Raw genomic sequence first — 16,562 nt, 5'->3', positions numbered from 1 at the left:
TTGCTGCGGCATTAATGGGCTCGTGAAAATTGTAATCTTCCCCCCAATGTCTTGTCGGTACTTCGAATCTGTCTCCATGTAGTTCATCGGTTACGGCTACGAGTGTCGCAAACTTCGTTTGAATTATTGGCGTTGTAATGATAGTTTGTGTTCCGTCTGGATTGATTACGCCAGACCGAAAGCTTGATAGGTCACCATCACCCGAGTCAGTCGTCATTGCTCCTGCGTAAGTGCCGTCAGGCATCAAACGCAAAACCCTTAGCCCCTTGTCTCCGGTTACCTCTTCAAGCCCGTGATAATCAGAGTTGCGCGCGTGATGAAGGTATCGAAGTAACTCGTCTTGCTTTCTTTCTTTTATGACTCGGCCGTACCATCCGGCACTACTGCCATATTTTCCAGAGCCTACCTTCAATATTTCATAAATAGCGGCGACCGCATTAAGGAAGTCACTCCAAGCGGATCTAGTCTCTTCGATCGTCTTTGCTATACTTAACGCCTGTCGCGCTCTGCCTGCGCGGGACAGATGCCGTTTAGCCTGGTCTACCGCAGTGCCGTCCAAAGTTTGTCCCCGCCGAGAAACCAAGCTTTGCTCAAATTGATACGGGCCAGCAATCTTGGCTATATGTTACCGACGTCAATCATCACAATTGATTACTGCGGTTCAAGGCGAAATTGAGATTACGTCCGCGCTATCAGCATCGCATGTTTTTGACTTGACCGCTTCACCCCCTCCCTCGTTCACATAATCCATCGGGGATAATCGATTGGGAGAACGTGGCCGCATCAAAGATGGGCTGTGCATGGTTAGCCAACACGCGCGTGACACGGTAGAATGCGGTATTCTAATTAGATGCGGTTAGCAAACCAAGCCGTTGATTTTGCTTAATTGTTCAAGGCCCGGTCGGGCCTCCAATCTCATATCCTATCGTTGCCACATGACGCGACGCACTGCGGCGATCGCGCTCGGTGGCATGATGCGCGCGGATCTCGACGGCGCTTTGCCAGGCATGAGAGCAGTCTAGGGACAGGTCCCCGCGATGACGCGGCCCTAGACCCCGGTCCCTGATCGACGCTAGGCATCCCGACATTCGATGATAGGGAGGCGGATCCGAAGCGCGACCGTCCAGTAGCGCCTCGTCCCCTGGCAGGTAGCGCTCCTCGGTAAGGTTCATTGATCGGATCGTCGTCGTTCACCCCGCCGCGCCGCGGTGCAGACGCCCAGGGCGCGCGGTCTTCGGTCGCTTGCCGCACTCCCCACACCGAACGTTGTCGGCACCTGCGGGGCGCAAACGCATGAAGAGTTATACTGTAGATCGCGCACCCTGCCGCATAAGGACACCGGATCGTCGTACGGACGTCAATACACTGCTAGCAATTAGTATTAATGAAATATTAACCTTTTAACGTTTGCTACGCCGAGATGGTCGGCGTTTTCTATCAGCTTAGAAGGGGACCGAAAATGCGTTATTGGATCGTCGACAAGCCGATTAAGTGATTAGGGCGCCCGGTTCGAAAGAGCCGGGCGTTTCAGCGAAGCAGCAGCCCCTCGTCCCCGGGCAGGTAGGGCTTTTGGGCAGGGTCGGCGATCACCTTGGTGCGGACCCTGCCTGCTTTATTGTAGCCTTGCAACGCTAGGCGATCGATGGCGCAAACAAGATGGAGCGCCGCCGCATTGCGTACCCGACCATCCCAAATCCAGCGACCATAAAAAGCCACGTTGCTGGTTCAGGTACCGGGCTCGTGGCACCCTCAACGCTTATAAGAGCGTCGCCCGAAACCACTCCCCCAAGCGGGAAGTAATCAGCGTAGAAAAAGCTAGCTGTTTTTCCATTCAGTTCGTTAGCGGTCGGATAGCTTCCGAAGAATGAGCTTAGATTGAGGCTGACGGAGGTGCCACCCCCTTGGCTCGCGCCACCAGCAAGAAATTCAACCCCGCCATCAACCGAACGTCCAGTTTGACGCGGGATAAAGCGGTCTGAAAAGTCCATATCGCCGATAATAATATTAAACGTCTGCAGGTCTAAAGATGCAAAATCGCCGTACTGTTCGACCGGCTTATCGGTATCGTACGAAAAGCTTCCCGAGAAGGCCTGCCCTATCTTAAAAAAGTCGGACGACGGAAATGAGGGATCGTCATACGTGTTATTCTGGGCAGCTGATAGCTTTCCAGAAAAGCTTGCAACGATGACAGCCGCTTCGCTAGGTACCGATACGCCCGTCGCTAAAGTCGCGCACAAAGCGCACACGAATGATTTCACCATCTTCACGCCGATTCTCCTCACCCTTTGGCTGCAAGCTAACCAAGGCTTTTCACGGAAACAAGAAGGTTAATGGAACATTAGGAAGTTGTCCGTCAGGGCAAGTTTTAGCTTTTTAAGCGCGCAGATCCTAACGGACAAAACCGCCCACGCGGCTAAAGGTACCCCGGGGCGAGCCTAGCCTTTAAACGCCTATGCGGTGATGGCGCAGCATCGGTCGCCAGGTAAGGGTCGACGTTGAGCTCCTTATGCCGTCCACCGCCAAAGATCGAATATCTGGTCCGGTCAACGATAAACCGCGTACGATCGATGTCCATTGAGCCAGAATCTTTTCGGGCAATGCAGCCGATAAGCAACGGCATTCGCCTGGCTATTAACACCTCCGTCTTCAGGCATCGTAGCCCTCCTTGGCCAGGTTGGGCGGTTTAATTACTAAGTCTCCTGCTGCACGTGTTGCGGATGTGCAGGTTCTAGATGCCCCCGCACCGGCCCTCGAAATGCTACAACGTCGTAAGCACTGATCAGGATCGAGACACATTCGCTCTAAGGGTAAAACTGAGACTAGTCGCGGGCAGTAATTCTGCCATCCTTTGTGCATGATGATTCTGTACGGCGTACTCGCCATCGTTTGGGGCCTCCCAATCGCCATTATCCTGGTAACTTCCGTCGGCTATGGCGTCTCTCCACGCTTCGCCCGGTTTATGCGGATACACCTCGGGCTCTGACGCCACCGATCAGCGGCGGTCGCATCCATCCCTGCGGCGACGCCCGTTCAATTTTCAGGAAAAGCTTGGGGCTGGACCTTCGCCTGCCTGTACGGCCATCGCGATGATGTGTTTAATAACTGGCTCCGGAATAGCGTTGGCCACGTCAAGCCCGAATTGATCGCGATAAGACCACGCTACCCAGCCCGAGTACGTAGCGAGCCCCGGTATATCGATTGAGAGAAACCGTCCGACAGTGACCCCGTATTTTGGGCGGATCTTGAAGCCCAGGGTAGACACGTTTTGAATGATTGCCGAATGCTTATCTCCAAGAGACGTTATAAGTACGGCCGGATGACTCATGCCCGTTCGGTTTGAGCACCGCCGATCGAGCGGATTGTTGCCGGCATTAGCCATCGAGCGGCGATAGGTGTTCATGGGGCTATCGTCCGTCAGGGTCGCTAAGATCTGGTTATGTCCGGGTTTAAGCTCGTCTCGTGGCGCATTGCAAAGGCCCACCGCCCCTTGCAGGTTCTCGTTATGACACAGTTGCTACGGCAGCGCTTTATGAACGATCGTTCCACGGGTCGGGTTAATGCATCCGCCCGTTGTTAATCGTGTCGACAGCGGCAGCAACACGCGCCCAATCGCCGATCTCGGCTTCGGGGCCCACGATCTGCAGCAAGGTATCGACCATCGGCTCTGATACAAATAATCTACGTGCCTCGACGATCGTCATCGCCTTAAGCCAAACTTCTCGAGTGCTCATCATAGCCCGGGCTTACGCCGCCTAATCTCGATCGTCAGCGTGTCCGTTATCGTATCGCCGTCATTCCTATCGATTTGCTCGTATGCCTTTAGCGAACTACGGTCATCGAGGAACTTGATGACATCTGGATGCACTGACGGTGTAGTCATATCCTAGGACTATGCGCGGTTGCCCACTCCAGGCAAGGCATCACGCCCCGCGAGCCAAGACACGTTCTGCATAGCGTCCAGCGCAGCAGTGGAGCGCCCAGTCGTCGTGACGAAGTATTTCGTAAGCTTTAAGCAGCGTCTCCATGACAGGGCCTCAGAATGACGCTTCGAGCCCTGCGTCGCGGCCTGAAATTACTCATAGGATATGGTGTCGTTTTGAGGCACATTTACTTCGTTCATAGACCGTTAGTACGTGCTAGGTACAACGAGACGCGAAATTGAGACGTCGAATTTAGGTGCGCGTGGTCTTGCACGCATTCTGTTAGGACAGTTTTTGCAGACCTTTGGTGCCCCGCTTTCGCCGATGCTCGAGAAGTTTGCTTTAAACACAGCCTTGGCAGAGGATGATTGTGCGGCGATAGTCGCGCTTCCCCTTTCGTTACATTTCTACAATCCTGGCAAACATATAGTAAAGAACGACGCGACGTCTACGGAATTTCAGGTTCTTGTTTCAGGTTTTGCTATTGCATATAAAGTTACGAGTGATGGATTTCGCCAGATTGTCGGCTTTCGACTACCGGGTGACATAATTAACATTCAGCATATGCAATTTGCGTATAATGATTGCAGCGTGCAGGCGACAGCGCACTGTATGGTAGCCGCGGTAGACGAGACGTTAATCCGCAACTTGACCTGCAAGCGCCCGATCATTTCAAATGCGATAATGGCAAGCGCTCTGATCGAGGCCTCAATTTCTCGCGAGTGGATTGTGAATATCGGACGCCGTAATGCCCGAGCGCGGATAGCGCATCTGTTCTGCGAGCTTGCGAGTAGGCTTGATCCATGCCGGCTAGCAGAAGATCAGCCATTTAGGTTGCCTTTGACGCAGCAACAGATTGGCGATGCTGTCGGATTGACAGCGGTTCACGTCAACAGAACGATCAAGGGTCTGATAAAGGACGGCCTTCTCGAGCAAGACCGCCACCTAATTTCGTCTCCTGCCTGGGACCAGCTCAAAAGCGTAGCAGGCTTTAACCGTCGCTACCTCCAACTTGATCAGAAGGCCGCTGCACTCGGACATTCCCAATGACGGATCGGGCGACCGGCGCTGAACGGAAAATACCCGCTGACATGGGCGCGCGCACAGCTCGACGGAAAGCAGCTAGATTTGATAGTTTTCCATTAAAGGCTCGCCGCAGCGCTGAAACAACGCTGCTGGAAAGCGTAATGCGAAAGTCTGCACGCTTAAGCCCTATGTCCGCTCTCGCATGGATCGCGCCGATTTGGGCGAGTCTTTTTGTACTCGATGCTGTGACGGGCCCGCTCTACTCGTTGAACTCAGCTTACCTTGTTCCACTATGTTTAACGACTTGGTGCTTCGGACGGATCGCTGGCCTCATAGCCGGCACCTCGGCAATCGTCACAACGCTTCATTTAAGTGGCTTCGCCGATCAACTGTCAGCTAGGGCAACCTCTATTACTGCCGCAGCGGCTGTTTGGAATGCCTCGATGCTTGTCCTCGGAGTGATCTTTATAATCCTCCTCGTGAGTGCCTTCCGTCGAGCGTTCGACCACGAGAGCAGGAACGCGTTGATGGACCCACTCACGGGGCTGGGCAACCGAAGGTCCTTTCAACGTGAGGGCAAGCGACAGGAGTCTTCGGCTGCTCGAGATCGCAGGATCCTATTGTGTGGCGTGATAGACTTGGATGGATTTAAGGCGGTAAACGACCAGTATGGACATGCCGCAGGCGATGAGGTGCTGCGTATCGTCGCCCATGCACTCAGCGCGTCCGTTCGGCCTTACGATATTACTGCTCGCCTTGGCGGTGATGAATTTGCGTTTTGCTTAACAGTTAGAGACGAGGCCGCGGGTGAGCGAAAGTCTAGCAGCATCCATCAGGCGCTGATAGCTGCGCTGGAAACCTCACAGTGGCGTGCGACGTGTAGCTTAGGCGCTGCCACAGGAAGCGACTTTGAGCAGGCCATCCGAATTGCCGATAAGATTATGTACGAAGCAAAGTCGATCAAGAAGTCTACGGCAACCTAGTGACAATCAACACGAATATGATGAACTAATAATAAGTGCCTTCGTCAAAGCGAAATGGAAAGCGGGGCTTTACACAAGCCTGCTTCAGAGGCGCGACACCTGTTGTGGTTGACCCGTTCTAGCATTTTGCAACGCACACCTTCGCACCATATACAGCCAGTGCAACAGCTGCAGCGCGAGACCCAACGATCAGTTCATACGGTGAACTTTCAAGTGTAATCACATTCAGTCAGGCTTAAGTCGCAGCCCAGCTTCCTTCATTGCCACCTGCCCTAGGGCCACGGCGCTCGCGTCTATAAGCGAATCCGCGAGTTTGATGGCCGCTGCGGGGGAAAGGGTCAGCGTGACTCCTGCTCCTTCGAGCCGAACGCAGCTTTTCCAAGGCGTCGCGGTAAAGCACTCAGTATCCAGTACGACGACCATCCATCTCCTATCGTCAAGCCGCAGGTGCCTGAATGGTCTAACGTATCATATTATAGATCGATTATGCGATTTATCTTAAGGGCATAGCGACGTTGTCTGGATCTCAGCAGTATCCGATGCACAGGCCTGGTGGTCCAAGCCTCCGAGCCACGCTCGGTGAGACAGCTAACGGTCGCGTAGACACACCAGCGGTCCGCTCCGCCCTGCGCTGTCTCGGGCATCACTGCCCCAAGCGCTGGTCCGTCGTGATGTTTGGAAGGGCGCGCAGCAGGATAACGAAATCGGTCGGAGGGAGAGTGTGACGGCCTCATTCAACGGCATTGTGCGGCAGCTGCGTCGAGCGGGCGCATATACCGAAGTCAGCAACGCGCGGGCAGCATCGGCAGCAAAATTTTGCAGTTAATCGACTTTAACCGCATGAAGTCGCAATTACTCAACAGTTCTAATGCATAAATCCCCTTGTCGAAAGACGAGCACTTTTAACTTTGGGGGTTCAAATGCGCTACTGGCCAATCGGCAAGCCCATCCGCGGGTAACATTGTCATCAGCCTCGTAATAACTATTGTCATCATTGACACATCCCGCAGGGTGTAAACAAGTCCGTGACTAAGACAATGGTGAACCTTACAACGGCTGGAGTTAAAAATGCCCGGCTTTCCGAGCCGGGCATTTTTTGCGTTCGCGATCGCGTCATATCTCTACCGGCATCTCATCAGTGCAAGCCGATGAGCAAGGCCAAGGGTTTCACTGCCTTTTACATAGCGTTGTACGCAGTCTTAGACAGACCGCCTACCATATGACCAATCAAAGGCGTTCGTTACGCCACACTACTGCAACGGCCCTTCGTTGATCGCGTCGACAGCTTTAGCGACGCGCGCCCAATCGTAGTTGTCTGGATCATCACCCATTATATCAAGCAGCATAGCAACGACGGGCGCGGATTCTCGCGGGCCATGTGTCTCGATGACCGCCCACGCCTTCAGCCACACTTCTCGATCACTCATCATCGAGCATGGCTATGCGTCAGCGGCCGAGCCGGGCAAACTATCTGCACAGCGCAATAAGCGGCTTTAAGGGTCCAGCCTTCCGACGAGTGCTCCAACAGCAATCACGGCCGCAATGAGCGCCCAACCCTCCCACGTTCGCGGCGTCCATCCTATGCCAACAACCTTTGGCTGAAACCATGTCCTAGGATCGTTCATTTTAACTCCGTTACCGTCGAGTCGTCGGTAGGCCTGGATAGGATAGACCTTACGACACGCCGGGCAAAACGTAACATCACCGCCATGAACGACCTGACCACCTCGATTGTCGGCATCGACTTTCCGAACGAGGACAAGAGCAAGAGCAACCGGCGTATGGAGTGCATGCTCTGCGCGCCTGGCGACGCGGTCGAGCTGCGCCTCGAGCCGACCAACCCCTATGACGAGAACGCCGTCGCCATCTTCAGCGATCGCGGCACCCAGCTGGGCTATGTAAGCGCCGAGCGCGCGCCGCTTATAGGCAAGCGGATGAAGGAAGGCGAGGCTATCGCCGTCTTCCAGGCGATGCACGGGAGCGGTGCTTACATCCGGATACGGTTCGGAGGAGGCGCTCCTACCCTGCCCGACTCGGTCCCCGACGTTTCGAAGCGCCCGCCTCCGCGGCAGGCGCGCCCTGCCCAGCGGCCCATCTACGACCCCCACGCGTTCTACCTAAACAAAGAGGGGCCCGAATTCAGCGCGTAGACGCTGCCGGCTCCCTGAGGCTAGCGCCGGCCCCCAGTTTGATAGGGCGGCTGGCCGAGAGGAGCTAGTAGTCCAGCAGCGCCTCGTCCCCGGGCAGGTAGCGCTCTTCGGTCAGGTTCATTGGTCGGATCGTCGTCGTGGAGCCTACCGGGCCCCGATGCAGCCGCCCAGGCCGCGCCGTCTTCGGGCGCTTGCCGCACTCCCCGCACCGGAAGAACCGGGTCATCGACGGCACAGCCTCGGTCCCCGGGTAGGCGTCGACGTCGACCTCCTTATGCCGTCCACAGCCACAGATCAGATCTATGGTCCGGATACCGAGGGACCGCATGGTTCGATTTTAAGTTGTTAAACGTCGACGGAGCGACAGGGCGGCAAATCCAATAAAAGCCGCCTTTATCGAGTCACATTTAACGTCGGCAACGTGTTTCATCACGCGATCGAGGAACCCCCCTCCGTCACAAAGGTCGTTTTCGTCTCGATATTCCGTTGACCACCAATTAAATTGGCGATGATCCGTCTCGATCGGTTTGAAGTAGCTGATATTGTCATGACGTGAATCGTTGGCAATCCGGTCCATTACGAGCTGCACAGCGGCAGCGTCTCCCTCCAACGCCTGTACAAAGCGGGTGCCGTCAAATAGTAGAAGACCGGTGATATTTAGAGAACGGTTTCTGGCGGCAGCAACGTCACGAAGGTCGGCCAAGTCTCGCGCCGTGAATCTGTGTTTGGCTCTGCTAATGTAAATAACAATCCGCATTAGGTCCCTCGAACCGAATTGCAGGAGAAACATGTCGATCGACGGGACTCCGGCCGAGAGCAAATTTTCACATTGTTTTGGTTAAAAAGTATTTAACGGCCCCTGATTGAGCTTCGGCAGGGATGACTTACGTCGGTCAGATTGCGTGATCGAGCTCCGATCGTTCCGGTAGCGTGAGTGCCTGTCGGGCAGCGACAGCCATCTCACGAAACGCCGTTTGCCAGGTAGCGCCAGCCTGTTCCCACGGTGTCCGGTCCTCGACCCGCTCCATGCGGCTCTCCCACATGTACGCCGCGACGTGCTCTATAACCGCATCTTCATCGTTGCTTGTGCAGAGCCGGCACCGTGCAGACATATCAAATCCTTGCAACTTTGTTCCCGTTGCGTTCCATAGAGTGATGCATCGGCAAACGCGAATCACAGTTGACCTGGCGGTCCAGGTTTTGCGGGGCACGCTCACCGAAACCGCGAATGGTCGTGTCGACACACCTGCGGTTCGATTAGCCCTGCGTTGCCTATGGCACCACTGTCTCGAGCGCTGGCCTCTCGTGATGTTTTGGGAAGGTGCGCAGCAGGATAACCAAATCGGCCGAAGTCAGAGCGTGACAGCGTCTTTCAACGGGATCGTTCGCCAGCTGCGCCGATCGGGTGCGTATTCCGAGATCAGCAATTCGCAGTAGGTTTGAACGTACCTTTGATAACATCGACTACAGCGGCGATACGGTGCCAATCCTTTACTGCGACAGGGTTGCCGATGGCAGCCACCATCTGATCGGCAATATAATCTGGGGCATGGTCGCCGTGTTCGGCAAGAATCACGCCGGCCTGTATCCAAATCTCTCGATCTCCCATCGGCCTAGCGTGCGCCATCAGCCAATTATAACCACGCTCAATCGCTCTGTCGTGCCGTCCTTGAAGTGGATCACCACGCGGTCGGAAAGCACGTCGGCCCGCATCTTCAATACGCGGCCACGCTCGCTACGGACTTGGACGATTACGTCAGGTCCGAGGTCATGCTCGAACACGGCGACGTCCTTCGTCTTATCTGCGGCGATCGTATGGACAATCTTGCGAACTGTCACTTGTCCTGCATAGCCAGAAGCCGCTGCGACGCGGCTATGAAGGGTGAAGCGTTAGGGGGCTTGGACACATATCAAGCCTAGGCGCGGCCAGGCGATTCGGGCAAACTATCTTCATGGACGAACTGACCACCTCCATTGTCGGGATCGACTTCCCGAACGAGGACAAGAGCAAGAGCAACCGGCGTATGGAGTGCATGCTTTGCGCACCGGGCGACGCGGTCGAGCTGCGGCTCGAGCCGACCAACCCATACGACGACAACGCGGTTGCCATCTTCAGCGAGCGCGGCACGCAGCTGGGCTACGTCAGCGCCGAGCGCGCGCCGCTGATCGGCAAGCGGATGAAGGAAGGCGAGGCGATCGCCGTCTTCCAGGCGATGCACGGAAGCGGTGCTTACATCCGGATACGGTTCGGAGGCGGTGTCCCTACCCTGCCCGACCCGGTCCCCGATATCCCGAAACGCCCGCCTCCCCGCCAGGCGCGGCCGGCGCAGCGACCGGTTTACGATCCCCACGCGTTCTGTCCTGATGAAGAAGGTCCTGAGTTTGGGGCTTAGTTCACTCGGTAGAAAGGAACTTCGTTCGCTTGCCAGAAAGGGGTTGGGTTCTACCTCCTTTGCCATGCAGGGCATTGACCGAATTATGGAGCAAAGTTTTGAGGCTGGTCGCGTCGCGGGCCAGACTATCGACGGCAAGCTATCTGACTGCCCGTACGAAGAACGGCTTGCGCCGAACCTAAGAAGTGTTTGGATTTCCGGCTTTCTGTGCAGCAAGACTGGCCGAGCGTACCGTAAGCGACTGCGCCTGAACTAAAGGCCTCGCAGTGGTGGCGCTTCGGAACGAGCACCCGCAGTTCAAAGGCCGGGACTCAACCGGGTCAGGTTGTAGTAGGCCCCAATCGTTCTATCCGGATGAGGAAGGGCCGGAGTTCGGAGCTTAGGGTTTACCGGCACGCACTCCAAGACGGGTGTGCACGTCCCCGTTACCCACTAGGACACCCCAGCCCGACCCATCAAGGCGCTCGACTTCAGACCATCCGCCAGGCGAAAGCGCGTCAGCACGGGAAAGGCCGAGGCCCGACGCAGCGATTGTGCTGACTTGGACACCGTCGTGATTGCGATGGAACAGCGCGAAGTCAGCAGGCGCGCCGAGGGTCATCTGCATATCCGCAAACTGGTCCTGCAGAACGCGCCACTCGGCCGGCTTCATTTCTTTTGTAACGAACATTGAGGTCTCCGAGGCCGAATGAGACACGACTTGAGCGTGTTCCCCTGCCGGAGTCACGTCATTTACGTTGACGGCGTAAATTGAGCCCACCCCGACCATCTGGTCGAGCTGGATCCAGCGCCTATGCGGCGTTGTTTAAACAAAATTGGTTTGCCAAATTGGGACAGTCGCCCTACCCCATTCCTTGCCTGCTGACGGAATTCTGTCGGCATCGGCATCACCCCTTACCTTGGGCGGCTTAGGCTGCCCTTTTTTTATGCGCTAGCTATGTGAGCGCGTTCTAGCCCAACGAGGATGGCTCGTAGGGTGCCTGACCGATCGCTGCCCGCTGTTGCTGACGGGCTAAGGTGCATCCGGCGAGCAGCTGATCGGACAGCGCTGACGCCGCTTCGATGTCTAGTGTAACGGCGAGGCCAGGGCCGTCGATCAGCACCATCCCCTCATTTGCCGAGACGCTTAGAACTTCAGGTCGCAAGGTGATCAGCATGCCGATTCTCCCACCGGCAATCAGCGACCAGTGGCGGCAGATCGTTCCAGGCATTGATCCACGGCAGCACGATACCGTGTGATTCTGAGGATTTCTCCTTTGATGAGGACGGGCCGGGGCTCGGGTCCGAATCCACATCGGTGCATTCATTGAAAGACTCATTCAGCAGTGCTGCATGACAGTCTGATTCACTGTTAGAGTACACTTATTCAGTTTCAGCGATTTTGGCGTGTTAAAGCCTTCGCGCACACGTCCTACCGGTCCAGCATCTTTGGATCTGTTGCGGTTCAAAGCCCAGCAAGGTTACGTTACGAACGCTAGACTATGGAAAAGCGTAGAGACATATTGCGTTTATTATTCGCCGGACGTAGAAACGAAAAAGGCCGAGCCCTTTCAGACTCGGCCCAACCCGAAGAAGCCGCTGGGGCTTCGTCTTTGCTCTAACACCGGCGGTCTATCAGGCTGCTGTGCGACGTCAAGGTATCCAGCGGCTTCCTTTTAAAAAGAGGCAGACCAATGAATCAGTTTTACGTTCGCATACAGCTCAACTCCGTCAACGGGCCTTCTCCATCTGGGCAGACGTACGCCGATCTCCATGAGGCAATGTCTTCGCTAGGGGCGTCGCGTCAGATAGCTGGGCAGACCGGCGTAATGTTCGATCTTCCGAACGCCGAGTATCTGTTCTCGTCGAACTACAACGCTGTCCAAGTACGAGATATGGTTGTGCGGACAGTAGCGCGCTTTTGGCGCGATGCCGAAGTGCTTGTCCTGGATTGGGTTACAGTAGCCTTCAAACTGAAGCGAGCTGACTAATCAATCGGTGTCAGGCGGCGTAGCAACCCGCCTGACGCTTATCTGAGCATGCTGCAGCACTCCTGCATTTAGGATTGAGGGTGTCGATGATCATGCGGCGGCCTTCGCGGCCCGCTTCCTCGCGAGCCCCTCTGCCATTCGAAGGTATTGAGGCGACTGGCATCCGCCGGCTGCGATATCGGCCAGCGCTGCAGCAAGCGTCATACCCCTGCGTTTTACCCGGGCATGCAATTGGTGATAGCTGATCCCAAGATCCGCCGCGGCCTCTCCAAGGCTGACCGTCTTCCCGTCGTGGTCTACCCACACAGTCCGCCTAGTGTTTCGCGACTGTTGCAGCATCGTGGTCCAGTGGCAGTTGGCGGGGCAGTAATCCCCGTCGTTGTCTCGCCGATCGATCGTGAGATCGTCAGCGTAGCCGTTCGCCATCGCCCAGCGCTGAAACGCCTCGTACTCGCGCCACTCCTCCGCCACCTGAATACCCCGGCCACCGTAGCCGCCCCGGGTAATGTCCCGGCAGCGATTGACCATGTTGCGCCATATGCCGTGGAGCCTGGTCTTACGTATGCCTTCGGGGTCCTTGATCCTTAGGCACCCACATGCCTGCGTCTGGCCCGACCTAAGCGGCGCCCCGGGCATCGCTTTCCGGTTTCCGCACTCGCACTGGCACATCCACCGAAGGTCCCGTTTAGGCCCGCGCGTCGGCCACAGCACTGTCAGCATGCCGGAAGTGAGGCCGGTCAGGTCAGTAACGCCCTCCGGCGCATCAATGCGCGTGTAGGTGAATTCGAGCTCTGCAACGGCCACGATATGGCTCCAATTTCTATTATGACATTTAAATCGCTACAGGGAGGTAGCAGCGGAGAACAAACCCGGTAGAAGTCAGAACAGGCTTTGATTTTGTTGGGTTTCTGCTCGACTGTTAATCGAGTGGCCGTAGGTTCGAATCCTACTCAGGGAGCCATTTTTAAGCCGCATAAACCCTCGCTTTTTGCTTGGTTTGGCCGGTGGCAACGCCCCGCCGTTATTACACCTATTATGACACGCGTTATGACATTCGCGGTTCGTTCTCGCGAGATCGGCGGACCGTTTCGCGACACGCGAATCGGGGTAAAGTCGAGTGGCGTCACTCGACATTGAAGGCCGTGAGCGGGAAGCCATCGTGTTGGCGTCCGTCGAGCAGCCGACCAGCATGTTTCTTGCCAGCGCGATACGCGGTTAGGGTGTCAGGATCGCCCTCGACCCGCTCAACCCAGGCGTTCTCGCCCCACTGCTTGAACAGCATCGGCACGCCCGCCGTTGCGCACTGATCGCGCAGCCCGCGCGCCCAGTCGGGATGCATCGGCCGCGCGCCGGGGCCGCTCTCGCCCCCCACGATCACCCAGTCTATTTTTCGCGCAAGCTGCCCGTTCCCGCCGTTCCGCCGGCAGCTCGCGTCATACCCATACAGACTGCCGCACGCGCAATCGCCCCAGCACTCAGGGTCGAGCGCCGTTCCGTCATCCGAAACGTAGGTGAGGTCCACAGGTCCGAGCAAAGGCTCCATCGATAGGAACCGCACAGCGGCGGGGGCGGCGAGCAGCTTCGGAATATCGCGGTCGGCCTCGGCTTGGTTGACGACGGTCGCACCAAGCCAGACGTTTGGGGGCATGCCGCCCGCGGCTTCCGACATTGCCGCGGCATTCCCGATGCGCTTGGTCAGCAGCAGCCAGTCGAGGTCGGGCGTCGCGCGGACCAGTTCGAACAGGTCCGCGCGCCAGGCCGCGTCGACCGCATTGTCGAACACGTCCGCGAGGCTGGCACAGAACACGCGCTGCCGGCGGCCGTGCGCGGCGAGGAACCGCGGCGCGTCCCTTTGCCACGCGATCGGCTTGCGCCAGTTGCTGACGCTGGTCCGACGGCGCGGTGCGCCCGGGCCCCAATTGACCGCAGTGCCGCCCCCGAAGCGCGCGTTTCGCGTCTCGGCATAGCAATGGTCGCAGCCGGGCCCGACCTTCTGGCAGCCCTCCCACGGGTTGAAGGTGTGGTCTGTCCACTCGATCGTGCTGTTCTCAGCCACGGGCGATCTCCGGATTGAGGGTGTCGGCCGTCACGCGGCGATCGCGGCGGCGGCCGGCTGCTCATAGTTCGCACGCACGAGCGCGGCGGCGAGTGGCGGGCATACGGAGTTGCCGCACATGCGAATCTGCGCGGTCTTCGTCAGCGGCTTCCCGCTCGGGCCGATCGGATCGATCACATAGTCCGCGGGGAAACCCTGCGCCGCGAAGAGCTCGCGCGGCGTCAGCATCCGCATGCCGATGTCGACGATCTGATACGGCTCGCCCTGGACCATGACGAGGCCGAAGCGGTCACGCGTGGTCACGCTGCCGAGCGGCGCGTCGATGTCATGGCCCTCGTCGCTGCTCTCCCCACCATAGTATTTCAGGAGGAAGGCGCGAACCTCGCCGACATGCAGCCCGCCGGCAGTGATCGCGGGGACCGGCTCGTCGACCGGTCCGTCTCGACGATCCGATCCCTTAAGGCTGATCAAGTGGGCCGCGACCACGCCCTGATGCGATCCGGTCGTAGTGACGGTCGACATTGGCTCTTCCGCGCTGTGCCCCGCGTGGATGCCGCCATTCGGCATGGTGTTGTGCTGGGCGAGGAAGGCCGAAACGACGGCGTGCTTCCCTCCGCCCGCCACGACGGTACCGAGCGGAGCCTCGATGTCTAGCGCGCGCGCTGCTTGCCCCTCCCGCTCCCCGTAACCGGTCTGCACCATCGTCGCAGCCACGATCCCGAGCGGCACGTTTCCGCCTGGCCGCTTTATGTAGCTGTTCGAGGTGATCGTGTGCAGCGGCTCATCGGCAGCATGCCCGACCGAACCCTCGTGAAACTTGGTGATATGCGCGGCGATGACGTTCAGGTGGGCGCCGTGCGCCGTGATTGTGTGAACCGGCTCATCGGCACCGTTAAAGGGCTTCCCCGAGTTGCGCATCGTCATGATGTGCGCGGCGACCACCGTGTTCTGATCTTTGGTCGATGCGCAGATCGTGTGCATCGGATCCTCAACGCTGCGGTTGCTGCCGCCCTGCTGCGCATAGGACACGATCGGCACGACGAGCGCCTTCTCGCCCCGGTGCGCGCCGGTGATTGTCTTGAAGGGCTCCTCGACGCTTTCGACCCGCTCGCTGCCGTGATGCGTCAAATTGACGATGAACGGCTGCGCCGCGTCGATGACGTAGCGCTGGATGCCCTTCGCGATGCGCGCCATCGTCGCATCAGCGAGCGGCCGCTTCACGCCGATCGCGCGGCCCTCTTCCTTCGTCAGGAAGATCGACGGGCATGGGATCGACCAGTCGATGCATTCAGCTGCTGTTCGATACGGAGCTGGCGTGCCGGGCCCGTTCGTCTCTTGGGGCCATACGATCGGCAGGCCGTCGCACCGGGCGATCAGGCACAGCCGCTTGCGGATCGTCGGCGTGCCATAGCGCGAAGCCTTCAGCACCTTCCACTCGACCTTGTACCCATGGCGGCGTAGCGCGGCGATCCACTTCGAAAATTCCTCGCCGTTCCGGCCGGGGATGCGCTTGCCCTCGTCGTCGAGCGGGCCCCAGGTCAAGAACTCCTCGACGTTCTCGACTTTGATCACGGCCGGCTTCAGCTTTGGTCCGAGGCGCTCGACCCATGACACCACGACCCATGCCAGGTCACGGATGCCCTTCTCGCGCGGCTTACCACCGCGGGCGTTCGAATGGTGGGTGCAGTCAGGCGAGAACCACGCCAGGCGGACCGGCTGCGGCGTCCCGTCGATCGTCACCGCGTCGAGCGGGTCGATGCTCCAGATGCTCTGGCAATGGTGCCGGGTCCGTGGGTGGTTCGCGGTGTGCATCGCGATCGCTTCCTCGTCGTGGTTGATCGCCACATCGATGTCCCGCCCGGTCGCCGCCTCAATCCCGGTCGACGCGCCGCCCCCGCCAGCGAAGTTGTCGACGATGATGCCGACTGAATAATCCCGGTGGAACGGGAGTGCAGCGGCAATGACGCCATCGAGCATGTCCGGCGTCTTCATGCCGGGCCTCGCAAATTAACTCGAATGACGCTCAGACGGTTTTCCATTTCACACCCCTTCTCTCGGTGGAAA

At 57.8% G+C, this 16,562-nt stretch carries 15 protein-coding genes; 4 read left to right on the top strand and 11 right to left on the bottom strand.

What is annotated here, in order from left to right:
* Positions 1-1,631: 1,631 nt before the first annotated feature.
* The 3 genes from C8J24_RS14670 to C8J24_RS17610 all read right to left on the bottom strand — a co-directional run bounded on the left by C8J24_RS14670 (position 1,632) and on the right by C8J24_RS17610 (position 3,701).
* On the bottom strand, positions 1,632-2,261 hold the full coding sequence (locus C8J24_RS14670) for a PEPxxWA-CTERM sorting domain-containing protein (protein ID WP_244180835.1): 630 nt from the start codon (positions 2,259-2,261) through the stop codon (positions 1,632-1,634).
* A 776-nt stretch (positions 2,262-3,037) separates the two neighbouring features.
* Positions 3,038-3,400, bottom strand: coding sequence for a hypothetical protein (locus tag C8J24_RS17385; RefSeq protein ID WP_146163696.1), 363 nt, complete (start codon positions 3,398-3,400; stop codon positions 3,038-3,040).
* Positions 3,401-3,554: 154 nt separating this feature from the next.
* On the bottom strand, positions 3,555-3,701 hold the full coding sequence (locus C8J24_RS17610) for a hypothetical protein (protein ID WP_167396771.1): 147 nt from the start codon (positions 3,699-3,701) through the stop codon (positions 3,555-3,557).
* 513 nt (positions 3,702-4,214) lie between these two features.
* On the opposite strand from C8J24_RS17610, the gene C8J24_RS14665 reads away from it, so the two are divergent.
* The 3 genes from C8J24_RS14665 (at position 4,215) to C8J24_RS14645 (ending at position 8,079) form a co-directional block, all read left to right on the top strand.
* Positions 4,215-4,970, top strand: a complete 756-nt coding sequence (locus C8J24_RS14665; protein ID WP_146163695.1) for a Crp/Fnr family transcriptional regulator — start codon at positions 4,215-4,217, stop codon at positions 4,968-4,970.
* Positions 4,967-5,929 carry a GGDEF domain-containing protein gene (locus C8J24_RS14660; RefSeq protein WP_107933506.1) on the top strand — a complete coding sequence of 321 codons (963 nt, stop codon included), beginning with the start codon at positions 4,967-4,969 and terminating at the stop codon, positions 5,927-5,929. Before C8J24_RS14665 ends, C8J24_RS14660 begins: the two co-directional genes overlap by 4 nt.
* Positions 5,930-7,638: 1,709 nt before the next feature.
* Entirely contained in the window at positions 7,639-8,079 is a 441-nt protein-coding gene (locus C8J24_RS14645) for an HIRAN domain-containing protein (protein WP_107933502.1), read from the top strand.
* Positions 8,080-8,416: 337 nt separating this feature from the next.
* On the opposite strand, the gene C8J24_RS14635 is transcribed toward C8J24_RS14645, so the two are convergent.
* The 3 genes from C8J24_RS14635 to C8J24_RS14620 form a co-directional block, all read right to left on the bottom strand.
* Positions 8,417-8,836 (bottom strand): BLUF domain-containing protein, encoded by a 420-nt coding sequence (locus C8J24_RS14635; RefSeq protein WP_167396770.1) that lies wholly within the window; start codon positions 8,834-8,836, stop codon positions 8,417-8,419.
* 663 nt (positions 8,837-9,499) lie between these two features.
* Complete coding sequence (locus tag C8J24_RS17605) at positions 9,500-9,655, bottom strand: hypothetical protein (protein ID WP_167396769.1); 156 nt, start codon at positions 9,653-9,655, stop codon at positions 9,500-9,502.
* A 50-nt stretch (positions 9,656-9,705) separates the two neighbouring features.
* Positions 9,706-9,918, bottom strand: coding sequence for a hypothetical protein (locus tag C8J24_RS14620; RefSeq protein WP_107933492.1), 213 nt, complete (start codon positions 9,916-9,918; stop codon positions 9,706-9,708).
* Positions 9,919-10,031: 113 nt separating this feature from the next.
* On the opposite strand from C8J24_RS14620, the gene C8J24_RS14615 reads away from it, so the two are divergent.
* The gene (locus tag C8J24_RS14615) at positions 10,032-10,472 is read left to right on the top strand and encodes an HIRAN domain-containing protein (protein ID WP_107933490.1); all 441 of its coding nucleotides are present in this window, start codon (positions 10,032-10,034) and stop codon (positions 10,470-10,472) included.
* 379 nt (positions 10,473-10,851) lie between these two features.
* On the opposite strand, the gene C8J24_RS14610 is transcribed toward C8J24_RS14615, so the two are convergent.
* The 5 genes from C8J24_RS14610 to C8J24_RS14585 form a co-directional block, all read right to left on the bottom strand.
* Complete coding sequence (locus C8J24_RS14610; RefSeq protein ID WP_146163694.1) at positions 10,852-11,142, bottom strand: hypothetical protein; 291 nt, start codon at positions 11,140-11,142, stop codon at positions 10,852-10,854.
* 280 nt (positions 11,143-11,422) lie between these two features.
* Entirely contained in the window at positions 11,423-11,629 is a 207-nt protein-coding gene (locus tag C8J24_RS14605; RefSeq protein WP_107933486.1) for a hypothetical protein, read from the bottom strand.
* A 903-nt stretch (positions 11,630-12,532) separates the two neighbouring features.
* Complete coding sequence (locus C8J24_RS14595) at positions 12,533-13,246, bottom strand: hypothetical protein (protein ID WP_107933481.1); 714 nt, start codon at positions 13,244-13,246, stop codon at positions 12,533-12,535.
* Between the two features lie 319 nt (positions 13,247-13,565).
* Positions 13,566-14,498 carry a phage Gp37/Gp68 family protein gene (locus tag C8J24_RS14590; RefSeq protein WP_107933479.1) on the bottom strand — a complete coding sequence of 311 codons (933 nt, stop codon included), beginning with the start codon at positions 14,496-14,498 and terminating at the stop codon, positions 13,566-13,568.
* 30 nt (positions 14,499-14,528) lie between these two features.
* Entirely contained in the window at positions 14,529-16,490 is a 1,962-nt protein-coding gene (locus tag C8J24_RS14585; protein ID WP_244180754.1) for a DNA cytosine methyltransferase, read from the bottom strand.
* Positions 16,491-16,562: the final 72 nt, after the last annotated feature.

The sequence above is a fragment of the Sphingomonas aerolata genome (genome assembly GCF_003046295.1).
GTDB classification, from domain to species: Bacteria; Pseudomonadota; Alphaproteobacteria; order Sphingomonadales; family Sphingomonadaceae; genus Sphingomonas; species Sphingomonas aerolata.
This window is presented reverse-complemented; position numbering and strand designations above follow the sequence as displayed.